This window comes from Aeromonas sp. FDAARGOS 1414 (assembly GCF_019047065.1).
GTDB lineage: Bacteria > Pseudomonadota > Gammaproteobacteria > Enterobacterales > Aeromonadaceae > Aeromonas > Aeromonas veronii_A.
Genome location: NZ_CP077210.1, coordinates 391,446 through 408,926, shown reverse-complemented (window position 1 = coordinate 408,926; position 17,481 = coordinate 391,446). Strand labels below are relative to the sequence as shown.

At 59.0% G+C, this 17,481-nt stretch carries 16 protein-coding genes and 2 tRNA genes; 8 read left to right on the top strand and 10 right to left on the bottom strand.

Annotated features, from left to right (window positions below):
• The first annotated feature begins 23 nt into the window (after positions 1-23).
• On the top strand, positions 24-1,082 hold the full coding sequence (locus I6L44_RS01880; RefSeq protein WP_216953118.1) for an FUSC family protein: 1,059 nt from the start codon (positions 24-26) through the stop codon (positions 1,080-1,082).
• A gap of 58 nt (positions 1,083-1,140) precedes the next feature.
• Here I6L44_RS01880 and I6L44_RS01875 read toward each other — a convergent pair whose 3' ends face one another.
• The 8 genes from I6L44_RS01875 to I6L44_RS01840 form a co-directional block, all read right to left on the bottom strand.
• Positions 1,141-1,695: a DUF3332 domain-containing protein gene (locus I6L44_RS01875; RefSeq protein ID WP_216953117.1), complete on the bottom strand. Its 555-nt coding sequence runs from the start codon at positions 1,693-1,695 to the stop codon at positions 1,141-1,143.
• 180 nt (positions 1,696-1,875) lie between these two features.
• On the bottom strand, positions 1,876-3,177 hold the full coding sequence (locus I6L44_RS01870; protein WP_216953116.1) for a PAS domain-containing methyl-accepting chemotaxis protein: 1,302 nt from the start codon (positions 3,175-3,177) through the stop codon (positions 1,876-1,878).
• Positions 3,178-3,267: 90 nt separating this feature from the next.
• Positions 3,268-3,747 carry a GNAT family N-acetyltransferase gene (locus I6L44_RS01865; RefSeq protein ID WP_216953115.1) on the bottom strand — a complete coding sequence of 160 codons (480 nt, stop codon included), beginning with the start codon at positions 3,745-3,747 and terminating at the stop codon, positions 3,268-3,270.
• 97 nt (positions 3,748-3,844) lie between these two features.
• A complete protein-coding gene (locus I6L44_RS01860; RefSeq protein WP_158112124.1) occupies positions 3,845-4,288 on the bottom strand; it encodes a DoxX family protein in 444 nt (147 codons plus the stop codon).
• The gene (locus I6L44_RS01855) at positions 4,285-5,037 is read right to left on the bottom strand and encodes a DNA-binding domain-containing protein (protein WP_216953114.1); all 753 of its coding nucleotides are present in this window, start codon (positions 5,035-5,037) and stop codon (positions 4,285-4,287) included. Before I6L44_RS01855 ends, I6L44_RS01860 begins: the two co-directional genes overlap by 4 nt.
• Entirely contained in the window at positions 5,030-5,878 is an 849-nt protein-coding gene (locus I6L44_RS01850) for a DUF692 domain-containing protein (RefSeq protein ID WP_216953113.1), read from the bottom strand. The genes I6L44_RS01855 and I6L44_RS01850 overlap by 8 nt, the downstream gene beginning before the upstream one ends.
• Before the next feature lie 72 nt (positions 5,879-5,950).
• Positions 5,951-6,214, bottom strand: a complete 264-nt coding sequence (locus tag I6L44_RS01845) for a DUF2282 domain-containing protein (protein WP_005334862.1) — start codon at positions 6,212-6,214, stop codon at positions 5,951-5,953.
• Positions 6,215-6,647: 433 nt separating this feature from the next.
• Positions 6,648-6,848, bottom strand: a complete 201-nt coding sequence (locus tag I6L44_RS01840) for a YbfA family protein (protein WP_005334863.1) — start codon at positions 6,846-6,848, stop codon at positions 6,648-6,650.
• A 212-nt stretch (positions 6,849-7,060) separates the two neighbouring features.
• On the opposite strand from I6L44_RS01840, the gene I6L44_RS01835 reads away from it, so the two are divergent.
• Entirely contained in the window at positions 7,061-7,354 is a 294-nt protein-coding gene (locus I6L44_RS01835; protein WP_216953112.1) for a hypothetical protein, read from the top strand.
• A 50-nt stretch (positions 7,355-7,404) separates the two neighbouring features.
• Here I6L44_RS01835 and I6L44_RS01830 read toward each other — a convergent pair.
• Together I6L44_RS01830 and I6L44_RS01825 are read right to left on the bottom strand one after the other, a co-directional pair.
• Positions 7,405-7,478 (bottom strand) — tRNA-Cys (locus I6L44_RS01830).
• A 57-nt stretch (positions 7,479-7,535) separates the two neighbouring features.
• Positions 7,536-7,611: transfer RNA gene (locus I6L44_RS01825), tRNA-Gly, on the bottom strand.
• Positions 7,612-7,860: 249 nt separating this feature from the next.
• Between I6L44_RS01825 and I6L44_RS01820 the strand changes: the two genes are divergently transcribed.
• The 6 genes from I6L44_RS01820 to I6L44_RS01795 all read left to right on the top strand — a co-directional run bounded on the left by I6L44_RS01820 (position 7,861) and on the right by I6L44_RS01795 (position 17,443).
• The gene (locus tag I6L44_RS01820) at positions 7,861-11,298 is read left to right on the top strand and encodes an ATP-binding protein (RefSeq protein WP_216953111.1); all 3,438 of its coding nucleotides are present in this window, start codon (positions 7,861-7,863) and stop codon (positions 11,296-11,298) included.
• 415 nt (positions 11,299-11,713) lie between these two features.
• A complete protein-coding gene (locus I6L44_RS01815; protein ID WP_216953110.1) occupies positions 11,714-13,399 on the top strand; it encodes an ABC transporter substrate-binding protein in 1,686 nt (561 codons plus the stop codon).
• Between the two features lie 118 nt (positions 13,400-13,517).
• The gene (locus tag I6L44_RS01810; RefSeq protein WP_005334871.1) at positions 13,518-14,501 is read left to right on the top strand and encodes an ABC transporter permease; all 984 of its coding nucleotides are present in this window, start codon (positions 13,518-13,520) and stop codon (positions 14,499-14,501) included.
• A 1-nt stretch (position 14,502) separates the two neighbouring features.
• A complete protein-coding gene (locus I6L44_RS01805; RefSeq protein ID WP_005353820.1) occupies positions 14,503-15,423 on the top strand; it encodes an ABC transporter permease in 921 nt (306 codons plus the stop codon).
• Positions 15,420-16,439: an ABC transporter ATP-binding protein gene (locus tag I6L44_RS01800; protein WP_005334876.1), complete on the top strand. Its 1,020-nt coding sequence runs from the start codon at positions 15,420-15,422 to the stop codon at positions 16,437-16,439. Before I6L44_RS01805 ends, I6L44_RS01800 begins: the two co-directional genes overlap by 4 nt.
• Positions 16,440-16,450: 11 nt before the next feature.
• Positions 16,451-17,443: an ABC transporter ATP-binding protein gene (locus I6L44_RS01795; protein ID WP_216953109.1), complete on the top strand. Its 993-nt coding sequence runs from the start codon at positions 16,451-16,453 to the stop codon at positions 17,441-17,443.
• Positions 17,444-17,481 lie beyond the last annotated feature (38 nt).

The window sequence follows — 17,481 nt, the reverse complement described above, 5'->3', positions numbered from 1 at the left end:
CCCATGAATCCGAGGCTTGTCCCTTGCGCCTGAATGCCCCCCTCTCCCGGCTCGATCTGCTGATCTACGGTCACTACCGCATCGTCCACGGCCTGCGCATCGCGCTCGCCTTCATGCTCACCTTTCTGCTGACCCGCGAGCTCAAGCTGCCGGAAAGCACCTGGCCCCTCATCACCCTGGTGGTGGTGATGGGCCCCATCTCGTTCTGGGGCAATGTACTGTCGCGCGCCCTGCAGCGGGTGGTCGGCACCATCTTCGGCGCCAGCTGCGGGGTGGTGGCGCTCTATCTCGAGCTCTACTCCCTGCCGCTGATGCTGCTGTGGTGCGGCTGCATCATGTTTCTGTGCGGCTATCTAGCCCTCGGCAAGCGCCCCTATGTGGGGCTGCTGATCGGCATCACCCTGGGTGTCACCATGGGGGCCATGCCGGGGGATATAGAGACGGCGCTGTGGCGCAGTGCCGACGTGATACTGGGCTCCCTGCTGGCACTGCTCTTTTGCAGCATCTACCCCCAGCGGGCCTACAGCCACTGGCGGCTGCAACTGCACCAGATCCTGCAGCAGTCGGGGCGGCTCTATCACACTCACCTCTCCCCCAATGTGCTGGAGCGCCCGCGCCTCAAGCACAATCTCTCCCAACTGCTGGCACAGACCGGCAAACTGCGGGCCCTGCTGGCCCCTGCGGCCAAGGAGACACGCCACAGCGTCGCCCTGTTTGATGCGGTGCAGGTCACCATGCGCAACACCCTCTGCACTCTGGAGATGCTGGCCAACACCTACTGGAACGATCGGGAGAGCCACTTCCTGATGCAGAGCACGGCTGCGCTGCAAGCCTGCCATCTGGCCACCGAGGAGGCGATCAACCAGCTTGCCCTGATGATGCAAACCGGTGACGGGCGTGGCGCGGATGCCGCCATCGCCCGCCTGCACGAGGTGGCGACCCAGGTATCGCTGCCGCCCAACGCAGAGGCAGCCATCAATGGCTACCTCTGGCTCAACGTGCAACTGACCGAGCAGCTCACCCACCTGCGCCGCCTGCTGGGACTGATCCTCACCCCGCCCCATCGCAAGCAGCCGGACTAGACCCAATGCAAAACGCCCCGCAGTTGCGGGGCGTTCTTGTCGGCATAGGCACTGATGATCAAGCCGCCGTGCGGGCGTTCTCGCTCATCTGCTCCAGCTCTGACCGGGTCAGGGTAGAAACAAACTTGCCATCAAAATAGATATCCATCAGCTCACCACGCTTTTCTCCGCGCATCATGCTGCTGCGACCATCCAGATAGTGCACCTCCATCTGGGCGGTACGCTCGTCCGGGTAGCTGATCTCCACCTCACGCACCCCTTGTGGCAGCATGGCCAACGGCACCGTCTTGAGGGCCGGATCCAGGTGCTGGTTCACCTTGATCACCGGATTGGCCTTCATGTCCACCACTGCCGGGGATTTGCCGGTGATGGGGTTCTTGCCAGACCAGAACTCGATGGTATTGAAAATGAACAGGTCAGCGGTCGCGGCCAGACCGTAGACAGGGGAAAGCAGCATAAAGACACCGGCCCGACCGTAGCGGTTATCCACCACGCTCAGGTTGCCCTTGGTCACCATGCCGGAAAGCCCCATCTGCCCCATACAGCCGCCCAGCCCCATGCTCGCGACCATAACCAGCAGGGCCATTGCCCGCCCCTTCTGTTGTAAAGCCATCGTGTTCTGTTCCTGCTCTGAAATAAATGAGGCGGCAAGCCTAATCAAGGGGCCAGAAGAGGACAATTCACAATGGCGGGACGATACAGGAGGGGTTCAGATTGGCATATCAAGTGCGCAATAAATAAGCACCGATGGGATTATCATCCGATCGGTGCCTCGTTCAACAACCAATAACCGTCAGGAGCCGATTGCCAGATTGGAGACTGTCTCGGTCACATTGATGGCGCCCTGCTCGATCTGCGCCATTACGCCACTCACCTCGCCGATCTGCTCCTTGCCACGCTGGGCACTGGCGGCCACCTCATTGATGTTGCCAGTGATCTGGGCCGTCAGTTCGCGGTTTTTCTGAACCACGCTGGCGATCTCGCCGGTCGAGAGGGAGGTGCGCGCAGCCAGCTGACGTACCTCGTCGGCCACCACCGCAAAGCCTCGTCCCTGATCGCCGGCCCGGGCGGCCTCGATGGCTGCGTTAAGGGCCAGCAGATTGGTCTGCTCGGCAATACTGCTGATGGTCGAGACGATAGCTTCAATGCTTTTCGACTGCTCATTGAGCTGGCCAATCAGGCCGGAAGTGCGACTCACCTGTTCGGAAATGGCGCTGGAGATGGCAACCGATGCCGCCAGCAGTTCAGACCCGGTTTCGGCAAAGCGGGTGGTCTCCTGCGAAATGGTCTGGGCTATGTTGGCCGCCTCGCTCACGGCCTGGGCGCGCTTGATCCGCTCTGTCACCTCACTGGCAAACTTGATCACCTTGACCACCTTGCCGCTCTCATCCTTGATGGGGTTGTAGGTAGCCTCCAGCCAGATCTCGTTACCGTGGCTGTCACGGCGACTGAACAGCCCCGACTTGAGCTGGCCGTGGGCCAGATCGTCCCAGAAGTGGGGTTGCTCGCGATAGAAGCTCTCATCGCAAAACAGCCTGTGATGCTGCCCCTTGAGCTGCGAAAGGGAGTAACCGACGCAGGAGAGGAAATTCTGATTGGCCGTCACAATCTCCCCCTTGGGGGTGAACTCGATAATGGCGAGCGCCCGATCGAGTGCCGAGATGATCGCTTTCTGACGACTCAACTGCTGATAACTCTCGGTGATATCGGAGGCTATCTTGACGACCCTGACCACCTTGCCCTCAACCTTGACCGGGAAGTAGGTAGCCTCCAGCCACAACTCCCGACCCTGTTTATCAAAGCGTTGGTAAGTGCCACTGTGGCTATGCCCCTGACGCAGCTGTTCCCAAAACTGGGCGTAGGAGGATGACTGGGCGTAGTGGGCATCACAAAAGATCCGGTGGTGTTTACCAATCACCTCCTGCTCGCTATAGCCCACCACACTCAGAAACAGCGGGTTCGCCTGGAGGATCTCGCCGCTTGGAGTGAAACTGATGGTAGCGACACCGACTTTTACTGCATCAATAAATGCCTGGGCCTGGGCCAACTGCATTTGACACGCTTGTAATTCCGCTTTGAGTTTGAAGTTGAACATCTTGCCCTGCCCCTCTGTTACTTGGTTACAACTACGTCACATCTGCATGAACTTTAGACGAGAAACCATAGAGATAACGGGGCCCATCGATTAAGGTGCCAGGTCCCACTCCAGATAGGCTGGATTGGCGACAAAGCCGATCCGCTCATAGAGAGGGCGCCCCTGCTCGCTGGCATGGAGCCACACCTTGCCCAGCTGACGCGATCTGGCGAAGGCTGTAATGGTATCGAGCAGCGCCGTGGCGATCCCCTGCTGGCGCCATTGTGGCCGCGTATACATGTTGAGCAGATACCCCTCCATCCCCGCCAGATTGCCGGGATAGGGTGGCCGTTCAAACAGTGCCAGCGTCCCTGCCGCCACGATCTGTTTGCCGCCCTCCTGCGTATCGGCTTCGGCCAGCCAGGATAGAGCCCTCTCTTCACTCATCGCCCGGGTAAAGTAGTCAAGGGTGGCCTGCCACAATGCCGGGTCTGCCTGCGGCGTCACCAGCTCACCGACCTCACAAAACAGCTCCATGCGCAGCGCCACCATTGCGGGAATATCTGCGGCCCTTGCCTGACGAATAATCATTGGCTGCTCCTTTTCTCTCATGGGAAATTTCGCCGGCCGTCATTATGACAAAGAGCGCCTTGTGGCGCTCTTTGTCATTGGGGAAATCACTGATAAATCAATGGCTGCGACGTGTCAGCCAGTGATCCAGGCTCAGCACACCGCCGCCCCAGATGATAAGGATCAGCAGCATCCAGCCCCACAGCTGGTGATCGTAAAAGCCACCCGCCCAGAGGGTCGGGTAGGAGATCACCGCCATGATATTGAAGCCAAACAGCAGCAAGGCGGCCGGGCGAGTAAAAAGCCCCGCCAGCAGGAAGAGCGGCAACAGCAGCTCGGTCGCCGTACCCAGATAAGCAGCCCACAACCAGGGCAGCAGGGGCACCTGATACTCGGATTCAAACAGATAGAGGGTGGAATCCCACGCCGTCAGCTTGAGCCAGCCTGAAGTGATAAAAACCGAGGCGACCCAAAGCCGCGCCAACAACAGCACACCAGCACTGCTCCAGCGCGGCAAATCACCACTCGAGCTGGCCAGCGCCAGCCATTTGTTTGCCATCATGGCATTACCTCCATATCCACCAGCAGACCAAGGGTTATCAGGCGAGTGAGATGTTCACTGGCCGCAGGGTCGGCCGCAAGCAGATCGACCAGCGCCGTACCAGCGAGACAATCCTGTAGCAGCGCCCACTCACCCGCCGTCAGGGGCAAGGGGGCAACCCGGCAATCCGGCTGTTTCTTCAGTGCCAACCAGACGGGGGCATCAAGCACCTCCACCGCTTCACCACAGTGCAGCGCCATCTGCCACAGGGCCAGCACCGGATAATCGCTGGCAACCAGCAGCAGATCCGTGGCTGGCAACAGCCGCAGCCGCTCCCATTGTTGCGGCGATAATGCGGCCAGACGCTCGGCTGGCCAGCAGCGTGATTCCAGCGGCAGCAGACTGGCACGCTCAAGCTGCCATTCGAACTGAGCCAGCGCCTCCAGCCAGGGCAGCCCGGTTGTAGTCGGCAAGCGGGCCAACCATTGGCCAAATCCGGCGCCATAATGCATGACGCTCCCTTCCCTGAGCGGCTCGGCCAATACGAAGCCACGGGCCGCCGCTGCAAAAAAGTCATCCCCGACCATAGCCTTGACGGCGGGATAACTGCTCGCCAGCACCTCGCCAAGGCTCAGGATGAAGTGGTTGCGATAGACCTGCAGCACAGATTCGGCAGAAAAGAGCCGGGAGCTGATGTGAGGGGAAATGGCGTCAGGCGCCCCCAGCAGACCATCGGCAAAGTGCTGTTGCAGCTGTGCCAGTTCAGCCATGGGCCACCTCCCGTGGTGCACTCATGGCACGCGCCTCATCCAGAATGGCGCCGGCCTTCGCCGCCTCTGCCAGCAAGACCGACAGCGGCGGGATCTCGAGGTCCCACTCAATCAGGGTGGGAATGGCCTGCTTGCGGCAGATCTGGCGATAGAGTTCCCAGACCGGCTCCACCACAGGGACGCTGTGGGTATCGATATAGAGGGAGCCTTCCGGCAGCTGTTTCTCGGTATAACCGGCCAGATGGATCTCCCCGACGGTGGCGAGATCGATCGCCGCCAGATACTCATCGCAAGAGAAACCGTGATTGAAGGCACTGACATAGAGATTGTTGAGGTCGAGCAGGATGCCACATTCGCTGCGCTGCTGCAGCTCGGCCAGAAATTCCCACTCGCTCATCTCCCCGGGCAGTTGCAGATAGGAGGAGGGATTTTCAATCAACATGCGGCAACCCAGGGTCTGTTGTACCTGCTGGATCTTGTCGCTCATGTAGCGCAGGGAGGCTCGGGTATAGGGCACCGGCAGCAGATCGTTGAAGTAACGCCCACCAATGCTGCCCCAGCTGAGATGTTCGGAGATCCGTACCGGTTTGATCGCCGCGGCCAGTGTCGACAACTGCTGCAGATGGTGCGGATCGAGCGGGTCGGCAGAACCGAGGGACATGCCAACGCCGTGAAGACTGACGGGGTAGTGCTGCGCCAGTTCGGCGAGCACCTGAAAACCGTGACTGTGCCATTCGAAGTAATTTTCACTGTGCACCTCCAGCCAACCGACTGCCGGCAGGGTTTGCCGGATCTCATCGTAATGGGGAGTGCGTAATCCGATACCAATCAAAGGGTTCATCGCAAGACTCGCTTTCGCCAATCAGAGAAGATGCAGGGGGCGACCCATTGGCCATCCCCTGCCCGATGTCTCTTACTTGGGTTGCAGCGAACCGCCGACCAGCTTCTCGCACAGCCCTTTGGGCATCACCACAAAGGCATCACCCTGAGCATCTTCCTTGGCGGTACCGGCGCAGGAGCTGCTCTTGGTCGCACAGTCATTCTTGCTGGCCTTGACCACGCCGTAGCACTTCTCCTTTTCATCGGCAGCCATTGCTGGTGCCGCGATAAATTGGGCGCCCAGCGCCAGCAGACCGGTCATGGCGGAGGCGATAGCAGTGCTTTTTTTAACATTCATGTTCATGTTCCTTTTGATGTCGTTGGATGTTGCTGATATCCCCGATTTGTCGCAACCGGGTACCTGCAATAGAACCGGCAAACGGGATATTCCCTTTCAAAAAAACATAAAAAGAGTTAAAAAACCCAAAGGCAAACACTCAATTAATTGATTTTAAACAACTATTTCATCATTGAAAATTTCTCGACGACCACCCATTAATGAACGAGGAAAGTGCCATATGGTGCTTTCATCCCGTTAATCTTCTTCACTGCTTCCATCAAAAGAGATGTGTCAGACATAAAAAATCCCCGCCAACAGGCAGGGCTGGATGCAACTTTAAAGAAACAAGAAATAAACAATCTGAGTAGTGTTGGGAGGCAGGAGTTGCGGCATACAGATAAAAAAAGAGACAGCTTTGGCTGTCTCTTTTTGCACATGATGCGAATGGGGTTTAGTAGAAGATCCGCTCGCCACGCTCGCTCATTTTGAGCCACACCGGTTTGGTGCTGGTTTTGTTCCAGATCCGGTGCAGATAGCTGTAGAAGCGGGCACGATCGCTGCGAAACAGCATCACGGGGAAAGCCAGAATGCCCACCAGCAATACATAAATGCGACGAAGAATAATCTGAGTCAGGGAAAAGGGATGAAACATGATGTAACTCCTTACTGGTAAGACCACTGAGCAAAGATTACCCCACTCCATGTAGGATTACTACATCACCAACGCATTTTTTTATAAAAAAATGGTGAAAAACGGGAAATACTGAAAACGGGTTACGTCATTAACCAACAGTTAACAAACTTGCGAAAATCGTGCGCTTTGCCACAGTTATCAGGGGAAAAACATGCAGTAGGGAGACACGCATGAAACTGCCGGAAGTGGCACTGCTGGTGCTGATGGTTGCCCTGACACGGGCACAACTGGAGGAATGGCAACTGAATCGGGAAGATACCATCGTGCTGGCCGAACGGGGCGTGCCCACCGTCAGCCTGTGGCAATGTGGCACGCTGAAGCAACGGATTGCGGATCTCAACCTGCACAGTGCCGAGGTGCAGTTTCAATATCGGGGGCAAAACATGGCGGATGTGAGCCACTATCTCGAGCGCGAGTGGAAACAGGCTGGCTGCGAACAGTTACTGGTACAGCAAGGATACTGACCAAGCTTCACGGCTTGAAGAGTGATAAATCAGGGAAAATAGAGAGAAGATGGAGGCACGTTCCGGAGTCGAACCGGACTAAACGGATTTGCAATCCGCTGCATAACCGCTTTGCTAACGCGCCATGCTGACAAGACTGATTGTCTTGAAAGTGAGTTCCATCGTTGGTGTGATGGAAAATTGGAGCGGGAAACGAGACTCGAACTCGCGACCCCGACCTTGGCAAGGTCGTGCTCTACCAACTGAGCTATTCCCGCGTTACTGCTTTCGTGCCAGTTGCCTGACAACGAGGCGCATTATACGTACCACGAGCGCTAGCACAACCCCTTTTTCGCAATTTAGGCCCTGACGCAGACTGTTTGCTCATGGTTTAAACGCCTTGCTGCAATTTTATCCATCCCGCTGTGACCCACCAAACGAATTTGGGATAAAGTCGTTGAAATGATTACGCTTTCGTTCGAGACTTGAGCAGCTTAATAACCGGATTCTCAATTGAAAATCACAAGATGAAAGGGATCTTCACGCTTCGTGGGCTCAGGCCGCAGTTAATGCTGGCTTTTTTCATGTTGGGCATGGTGCCATTTTTGGTCATCACCCTCTTCTTCCTATACAGCCACGGCAAGGATCTCACCACCCAGACCTCCAACCATCTGGTCTCCGTCCGTAATATCAAGAAGAGTCAGCTCGAGGATTACTTCAACAACCTCAAAGAGCAGATCATCAACTTCTCCCAGCAGGATTTTGCCGGCAACAGTATCGGCCGTTTCTATGGCTTTACCGGCGCCTTCGAGAAGTTGGGCACCACACCGCAGGAGGCCCGCAGCCGCGCCCAGGCCCGCTATCTGCCCGGTTCCTGGGATCAACTGCGCAAACCGGACAGTCAGGTGGAGATCGAACCCTCCATCACGGCGCTTATCCTCGCCGACGAGATGTATGGCCGGGTGCACCAGCGTTTTCATCGCGGCTATGCCGACATGGTGCGCAAGTCCAACTACAGCGACATCTTTCTGGTGGACCTTAACGGTGATGTGGTCTATTCGGTCACCAAGCACCCTAACTTTGCCACCAATCTGCTCTCCGGCCCCTACCAGGGCAGTGGCTTGGGCCAGACCTTCGCCAAGATCAAACGCCGCCTTGATGGCGGCCAGAAACCGCAGCAGATCTTCGAGTTCACCGATTTTGGCCGCAACGAGCTGACCGGGCAGGTGGTCGCCTACATGGCAGCCCCCGTGATGCAGTACGACTATGTGCGCGGTGTGGTGATTTTCGAGCTGCTGCCGGACAAGCTCAACCAGATCATGGCGGAGCGGGAGGGGCTGGGCGAGACCGGCGAGACCATCCTGATCGGCCCCGACAAGCGGATGCGCGCCGATGCCTGGCTGGCGCCGGAGTTCAGCGTCGAGAACAGCTTCAGCCCCAACTTCCGGCCGCTGCAAACGCCCCTCATCACCAAGACGCTCTCCGGCGAGCAGGGGGTCGGGCTGTTCCACTCCTATCAGGATGACGAGGTGCTGGCCGCCTACACCCAGGTAAAGGTGTTCGATACCGAGTGGGCCTTTATCGCCGAGATCTCCACCCGGGAAGCCTATGCCCCGATCCGCCAGCTGGAGACTCTGGTGATTGTGCTGGGCGCGGGCTCGGTGCTGCTGCTGATCCTCTTCTCCCGCTGGCTCTCTCACTCCATCACGGCGCCGCTGCGCTCCCTGACCGAAGCGGCCGAGCAGGTGGCCGACGGCGCGCTGGATCACCCCATCGCCATCGAGCGCACCGGCGATGATATCGACCGGCTGGCCGAGGCGTTTCGCCATATGCAGCGCTCGGTGAAGGACAAGATCGAACTGATCGAACAGCAGACCCAGGAGCTGCAACAGCAGGTCAAGCTGACCCACAAGCAGAACCTCAGCCTGCAGCAAGCGGACAAGCTCAAGGATGAACTGCTGGCCAACACCTCCCACGAGCTGCGTACCCCCATTCACGGCATCAAGGGGATGGCCGAGTCGATGCTCGCCAGCCAGCAGGATTTGACCGAAGGGCAGCAAAAGCAGCTCGGCCTCATCATCAAGAGTGCAGACGGCCTGGCCCGTCTGGTTGACGATCTGCTGGACTACCACCAGATGCGCTACGGCCAGCTGGAGATCCACTCCCAGCCCGTCTCATCCAAGGGGGTTATCCGGCTGGTGCTGGACCTCTGCCAGCATCTGGTGCAGGCCAAACCCCTCACCCTGGTGGATATCAGCCCGGCCGAACTACCGCCGGTGCTGGCCGACGAGCAACGACTCGAACAGGTGCTCTACAACCTGGTGGGTAACGCCATCAAGTACACGCCGCAGGGCAAGGTGGTGCTCAGTGCCATCGTCGAGAACAACTTCCTGCGCATCAAGGTCACCGACACCGGCATCGGCATTGCCCCCGATCATCTGGAACACATCTTCGAGCCGCTGGTGCAGATGAGCCCGGAGGTAAGCAAGCAGGGGGCCGGCCTTGGTCTCTCCATCACCCGCCAGCTGGTGCACCTGATGGGGGGCGAGCTGTTTGTCGAGAGCGAGCCGAGCGTTGGCTCGACCTTCGCCTTTACCCTGCCCCTTGCCACCGGCAAAGCGGCCAATCTGACTCTCGACAGCCGCCAGATCGAGCATCAGCTGGTGCGCCAGCAACCGCTGATCCTGCCGAACTGGGAGAGCGACGATCTGCCCCCTCCCCCCGAGGATGCTCCGCTCATTCTGGTGGTGGATGACGAGCCCATCAACCTGCACATCCTGCGCCATCTGCTGCAGCCCTGCGGCTACCGCATCCTGCCCAGCAGTGACGGCCACGATGCGCTGGCCAAGCTGGCCGAGGTGCAGGTGGACCTCATCCTGCTCGATGTGATGATGCCGACCCTTTCCGGTTTTGACGTCTGCCGTCGCCTGCGCCAGCAACACCCGAAAGATATGCTGCCGGTGCTGCTGCTCACCGCCCTCAACCAGCCCAAGGATATCGAGGAGGGCTTCGGGGCCGGAGCCAACGACTATCTGGTCAAACCCTTCTGCAAAGAAGAGCTGTTTGCCCGGGTCAAGGCACTGCTGGAGGCCAAGGCCGGACGCGCCTCGCTGGTAGAGAACCGGCTATTGAAGCAGGAGATCGAACATCGCCTCACCCTGCAGGAACGACTGCATCAGGATCAGCAGCGCCTGCTGGCCCTGCTCGGCGAAGGGGCCGACCCCATGATCTTTATCGACGAGCAGGGCACAGTGCTGTTTGCCTCCCGGGTGATGGCACGCCTGCTGGGGCAGGAGCCGGAAGCCATGGAGGGGCAGCCCCTCAATGAGTGGCTCGCCACCCCGCTGCAACAGCAGTGGCCCGACCTTGCCAGCGAGCGGGAACACAATCTGGAGTTTCTGGTGGCCGGGCAAAAAGATGTGCTCAACGCCCGTGCCCTGCCCATCGCACTCGGAGGACAGGCCGCTTTCGCCCTCACTCTGAGTACCGAGCTGCGTCAGGATGAGAACCGGGTAATGGCGCTGGAGAACGCCCTCAAGAACCTCTCGCGGCAAGCCATCATCGAAGATGAACAGCTGCTGGGCGAGCTGAGCCGCCTGGGTGGCGAGTTCCGTTCGCTGGCCGACGACCTCATTCGCCAGCAGGATGACGAGCCGCTGCGCCGTGCGCTGGTAGAGACCATGCAGCTCACCCTGGATGCCTGGCAGCAGGGGACCGGCAAGGGCAAAATCGTGCTGGCGGAGAAGAGCAAGCTGTGGCGGGTCTATATGGACAGATCCAGCCCGCAGACCCGCACCCTCGACAAATACCTGAGTCTGGATACCCTGCCCAAGTCGCCACGCTGGAAGACGGTGGTGGCCACCACCGAGTATGTGCTGGGCCACTGCCCGCTCAATGACCACCAGCGCCAGCAGTTGCAGCACAGCGCCCAGACCCTGCGTCAACTCGCCAACCGCAAGCCGTGACACGGCGCCCTAAACGGGCGCCGGATCACAATTGGCAATCTGGTTTCTTTTTATGCAAAACAAAGCCCCGCCCGACCCCGAAACCGAGAGCAGATCCAATTCACAAATTTGTCATATACGCCATTTTCACAGCCACTTCCTACGCGAGAGCAAATAACGCAAACCAATGATTCTAAAAAGATAAAAAAGCATTTTGACGAGATTGACGTAACACCGTCAATTTTTACGAAAACAACGAAATCAATAGTTGTTGTTTTCCTGTTAATTCTGGTTTGCTTAGGGCGTTGGAAAACAGAACGACAAAGGTTAGACACCTGACCAACACAGAGGGCCGATTTCATCAGCATGCGAAACCGGTGCTCACACAAAACAAGGCGAACCCTCGGGAATGCCAAAAAATAAGAAAGGAAAACATATGCTTGCCAAAGTATCCAAAATCTCTACCGCTGTAATGCTGGGAACCATGATGCTTGCCGGTGCCGCCGGTAACGTCATGGCCGCAGAAAACAAAACCGTGCTGACCATGGTCGCACAGCAGGAAACCGCCTGGGTCAAGAACTTCAACCCCTTCCTGCAAGCGGGCTTGCTGCACACCACCCGTCACTTCATCTATGAACCGCTGGTGATCTTCAACGATATGCAAGGGGGCAAACCCGTCTATCGTCTGGCCACCAACTATGCGTTCAGCGATGACCTGAAATCCGTCACCTTCGATCTGCGTGACGGCGTGAAGTGGTCTGACGGCGAAGCCTTTGATGCCGATGACATCATCTTCTCCTTCAATCTGGTCAAGGCCAACAAGGCGCTGGATGAGCGCTCAATCTGGACCCAGATCAAGAGCGTCGAGAAGCTGGCCCCCAACAAGGTCAAATTCGACCTGACCGAGGTCAACACCAACGTGGTGAACGATCTGGTGCTGGTACCTATCGTGCCGGAGCATCAGTGGAAATCGGTGAAAGATCCGGTTGCCTTCACCAACGACAAGCCGGTTGGTACTGGCCCCTTCACCGAAGTGGACAACTTCTCCGCCCAGCTCTATACCCAGTGCCGCAACCCGCACTACTGGGATAACGCCAACCTCGCCATCGACTGTATCCGCATGCCGCAGATGGCCACCAACGACCAGGTGCTGGCCGCTGTCATGAAAGGTGACATCGACTGGTTCGGCTCCTTCGTACCGGATATCGAGCGCCTCTACGTCGGCAACGATCCGAAGAACAACAAATACTGGTTCCCGGCCTCCGGTACCGTGGCGTTCAACGTCAACTTCCAGACCAAAAACCCGGGCAATAACGAAGCCTTCAACGATATCAACTTCCGCCGCGCCTTCTCCATGGCGATGGACCGCCAGTCCATGGTGGATATCGCGGGCTACGGCTACCCCACCGTCAACGAGTACCCGTCAGGTCTGGGCAAAGCCTTTGACTCCTGGAACAACCCGGAAGTGGACAAGAAGTACGGCAAGTACAACAAGTTCGACTTGGAAGGGGCCAAGGCCCTGCTGAAAGAGGCAGGCTACAAGGATTGTGACGGCGACAAGTTCCTCGACACTCCGAGCTGCAAAAAGATCGAGTTCAAGGTACTGGTACCGAACGGCTGGACCGACTGGGTCAACACAGTTCAGATTGGTGTAGAAGGGCTGCAGGCGCTGGGCCTGAACGCCAAGACCGCCACCCCGGAAGCGACCGTCTGGACCGAGAACCTGATCACCGGTGACTTCGATGTCGCCCTGCAGGGTTACTTTGCCGGTGCCAACCCGCACAAGTACTTCGAGACCGCGTTCCACTCCCGCAACATGGGCGACCGTGGCAACCGCTTCGCCGCGCCCCGTTACAAGGATCCCGAGCTCGACAAGCTGATCGATGACTTCACCCAGACCGCCGATGCGGCCAAGCAGAAGGAGATCATGTTCGCCATCCAGGATCGTGTTGGTGCCAACCAGACCATCATTCCGGTCTTCAACAACCCGACCTGGTACGAGTACAGCACCAAGCGCTTCAACGGCTGGTTCAGTGCTGATAACCCGGTAGCCAAACCTCAGCTCCACCCGGACACCCCTGAGCGTCTGCTGCACGTGTTGTCCCTCAAGCCAAACAGCTAAACAATCCCGGCCCCCTGCGGGGGGCCATCTTCCCCGTTAATCCCCTTCTTGCCCGGCACCGCCGGGGTTGGGGTCGCTATACCCGACGCGGGGCAGACTTGCAGTAAAAGGTACTATCATGGGATTCATACTGAGACGCTTTTCCTTCTACCTGGTTGCCTTTCTGGTAGCCGCCACCATCAACTTCCTGTTACCCCGTGCCATGCCAGGGGATCCTGTCTCCGTGATGTTTGCCCGCGCTGGCGCCATGATGGAACCCGCCGCCCTGGAAGCCCTCAAAGCCACCTTCGGCTTCGTCGACGGCCCCATCGGCACCCAGTTTCTCACCTATGTGAAGAGTGTCTTCACCTGGGATCTCGGCACCTCGGTGCGCTTCTACCCGCAGCAGGTCTCTGACGTGCTGGGCCGTGCCATCGGCTGGACCCTGTTTCTGGTCGGCACCTCCACCATCCTGAGCTTCTCCCTCGGTTCCATCGTCGGCATCTTCGCCGCCTGGTATCGCGGCGGCCGGATGGACAGCATTCTCTCCCCGCTCACCCTGGTGATGCAGGCCATTCCGCCGGTGGTGGTCTCCCTGCTCGCCCTGTTCCTGTTCGGGGTCAGCCTCGAGTGGCTGCCCATCGGCTACGCCTACAGCCCGGAGATCAAGGCTGACTGGGGCTGGGAGCACATCAAGAGCATCATGACCCACGCCATCATGCCGGTGCTGACTCTGGCCGTGGTGCAGGTGGGGGGCTTTCTCATCACCATGCGCAACAACATGATCAACCTGCTGGGCGAGGATTACATCACCATGGCCAAGGCCAAGGGGCTCTCCAGCAACCGGGTGATCTTCAACTACGGCGCCCGCAACGCCATTCTGCCCAGCGTCACTGCCCTCTCCATGGCACTCGGCTTCGTCATCGGTGGCTCCCTCATCACCGAAGTGATCTTCAACTATCCCGGCCTGGGCCTGACCCTCTATCAGGGCATTCTGGCCCGCGACTACCCGCTCATTCAGGGGCAGCTGCTCATCATGACCATCACCATGCTCAGCTTCAACTTCCTGGCCGACGTGCTCTACGTCTTCCTGGATCCCCGTCTGCGTACAGGAGGCAAATAAGATGCGTATGCCGACCATTCTCAAAATCTTGCTGGGCAACAAGAAGGCTGCCTGTGGCCTCGCCATCGTGGTTGCCTTCGTACTGATGGCCCTCTTTGCCCCCATTCTGGCCAGCAACGAGCCGACCAAACGGGTGGCTCGCCCGCACCAGCCGCCCAGTGCCGAGTTCGTGATGGGTTCAACCCGCATGGGCCACGATATCTGGGCCCAGTTCACCAACGGTGCCCGTATCTCGCTGCTGGTGGGCTTCAGCGCAGGCCTGCTGGTCTGCACCCTGGCCGTCGCCATCGGCATCACCGCCGGTTACTTCGGCGGTCTGGTGGATGAGTGCCTCACCTTCCTGATGAACGTGGTGCTGGTGATCCCCAACCTCCCCTTGCTACTGGTGCTGGCGAGCTTTATCGGGGAGGCGTCACCGGCGGTGATTGCCGTGATAATAGGGTTGACCTCGTGGGCCTATGGCGCGCGGGTCATCCGAGCCCAGACCCTGGCCCTGCGCGAGAAAGAGTTCGTCATCGCCGCCGAAGTACTGGGCGAGCCGGCCTGGCGCATCATTCTGGTAGAGATCCTGCCCAACCTCATCTCCATCATCGGGGTGAGCTTTATCGGTTCCATCATCTACGCCATCGTCACTGAAGCGACTCTGGAGTTCCTGGGGCTTGGCGACCCGACTGTGGTGAGCTGGGGCATCATGCTCTACAACGCCCAGACCTCCAGCGCCATTCTGGTCGGCGCCTGGTGGGAGATCCTGGCTCCCTGCTTTGCCATCGCCACCCTGGGTGCCGGTCTGGCCCTGCTCAACTTCGCCATCGACGAGATTGCCAACCCGCAGCTGCGCTCCCACAAAGGGTTGAGCCGCTGGAAGAAACTTGCCACCCCGGTCGCAACACCACTCTCTGCCGCACAGGAGAAGACAGCATGAACAAGCATCCCCTGCTGTCAGTACGCAATCTTTGCGTCGACTACATCACCGAAAATGGCGACGTGCGCGCCGTCAACTCGGTGAGCTTCGATATCAGACAGGGCGAGATCTTCGGTCTCGCCGGTGAGTCGGGTTGCGGCAAATCCACCGTCGCCTTCTCGGTGGCCCGGCTGCACAAGCCACCCGCCTACATCAGCGGTGGCGAGATCCTGTTCAAGGGGGAGAACATCCTCCATTACAACGACGAGCGACTGCGCTCCTACCGCTGGCAACAGGTGTCGGTGGTGTTCCAGTCCGCCATGAACGCCCTGAACCCTGTATTGCGGATGGAGGAGCAGTTCTGCGACGTGCTGCTGGCCCACAACCCCGGCATGACCCGTTACGAGGCGATCAAGCGCGCTCAGGAGCTGCTCACCATCGTCGATATTCACCCGAGCCGGCTCAAGGATTACCCGCACCAGTTCTCCGGCGGCATGCGCCAGCGGCTGGTGATTGCCATCGCCATGGCGCTCAACCCCGAGCTGCTCATCATGGATGAGCCAACCACGGCGCTCGATGTAGTGGTACAGCGGGAGATCCTGCAGAAGGTCTATGCCCTGAAAGAGAAGTTCAACTTCTCCATTCTGTTCATCACCCACGACCTCTCCCTGATGGTGGAGTTCTGCGATCGCATCGGCATCATGTATGCCGGTGAGCTGGTGGAGGTGGCTCCTTCCAAGGCGATCCTGACCGCGCCGCTGCACCCCTATACCAGAGGGCTCGGCAACTCCTTCCCGCCCCTGCACGGGCCGAAGAAGGTACTGGAGGGGATCCCGGGCACACCGCTCAACCTGCTGGAGGTGCCGGTCGGCTGCCGCTTTCAGGCCCGCTGCGGCAAGGTGCACGATCGCTGCCGTCAGGAGTACACCAGATTGGCCGAGATCCGCCCCGGGCAACAGACCGCCTGCCACCTCTATGAGGAGCAGGGACTGCAACAAGATTCCGTGATCTATCTGGACAAGGCCGCTGGCTGTTAAGGATGTCTGTCATGCAAATCGCCAAAACCGATGCACCCATCATCGAAGTCCAGCACCTCTACAAGGACTTCCCCATCAACTCCAATGCCATCAAGAGTGGCAAGATGCGGGCGCTCTCCGACATCACCTTCAACCTGCACCGGGGCCGCGCCCTGGCGGTGGTCGGGGAGTCGGGCTCCGGCAAGAGCACCATCGCCAAGATCATCGCCAAGATGTACAAGCTCAGTGCCGGGCGCATTCTCTATCGCGGCCACGATCTGGAGGAGTTCAACAAGGGCACCGCCCTGCTGGACTATCGCCAGAGCGTGCAGATGGTGTGGCAAGATCCGTTCGGTTCGCTCAACCCGACCCACACCATCTATCACCACATCGCCCGTCCCCTGCTGCTGCACAGCAAGGTGATCGACAAGAAAGAGCTGCCCGACATGGTCTACGCCCTGCTGGAAAAGGTCGGCCTGACCCCCGCCAAGGCGACGGCGGCCAAGTATCCGCACCAGCTCTCCGGCGGCCAGCGCCAGCGGGTCAACATCGCCCGCAATCTGGCGGTGGAGGCGGAAGTGGTGCTGGCGGACGAACCCACCTCCATGCTCGACGTCTCCATTCGCATCGGCATCCTCAACCTGATGGAGCAGATGAAGAACGAGCTCGGCGTCTCCATGCTCTACATTACCCACGACATCGCCACCGCCCGCTATGTGGCGGAAGATCTGGCGGTGATGTATGTGGGGCACATGGTGGAGTGGGGCGAGGTGGACGAAATCCTGCACCACCCGCAGCACCCCTACACCCAGCTGCTCATCTCGGCGGTGCCAGACCCCGAGAAGAGCATCCACGCCGAGCTGGAGGGAGGCCGCAAGGGGGAGATCCCGCTCTGGACGCCGGAGTCCTGCGGTTGCCCGTTTGCCGGGCGCTGCAATCAGGCGGTGCCCCGCTGCAAGGAGGCGCTGCCCCCCATCACCAAGCTTGCCGACAACCACTTCGTGCGCTGCTACCTCTACGAGTGAGGGTGAGCCTTAGACCGGCCGGACAACCCTGTCCGGCC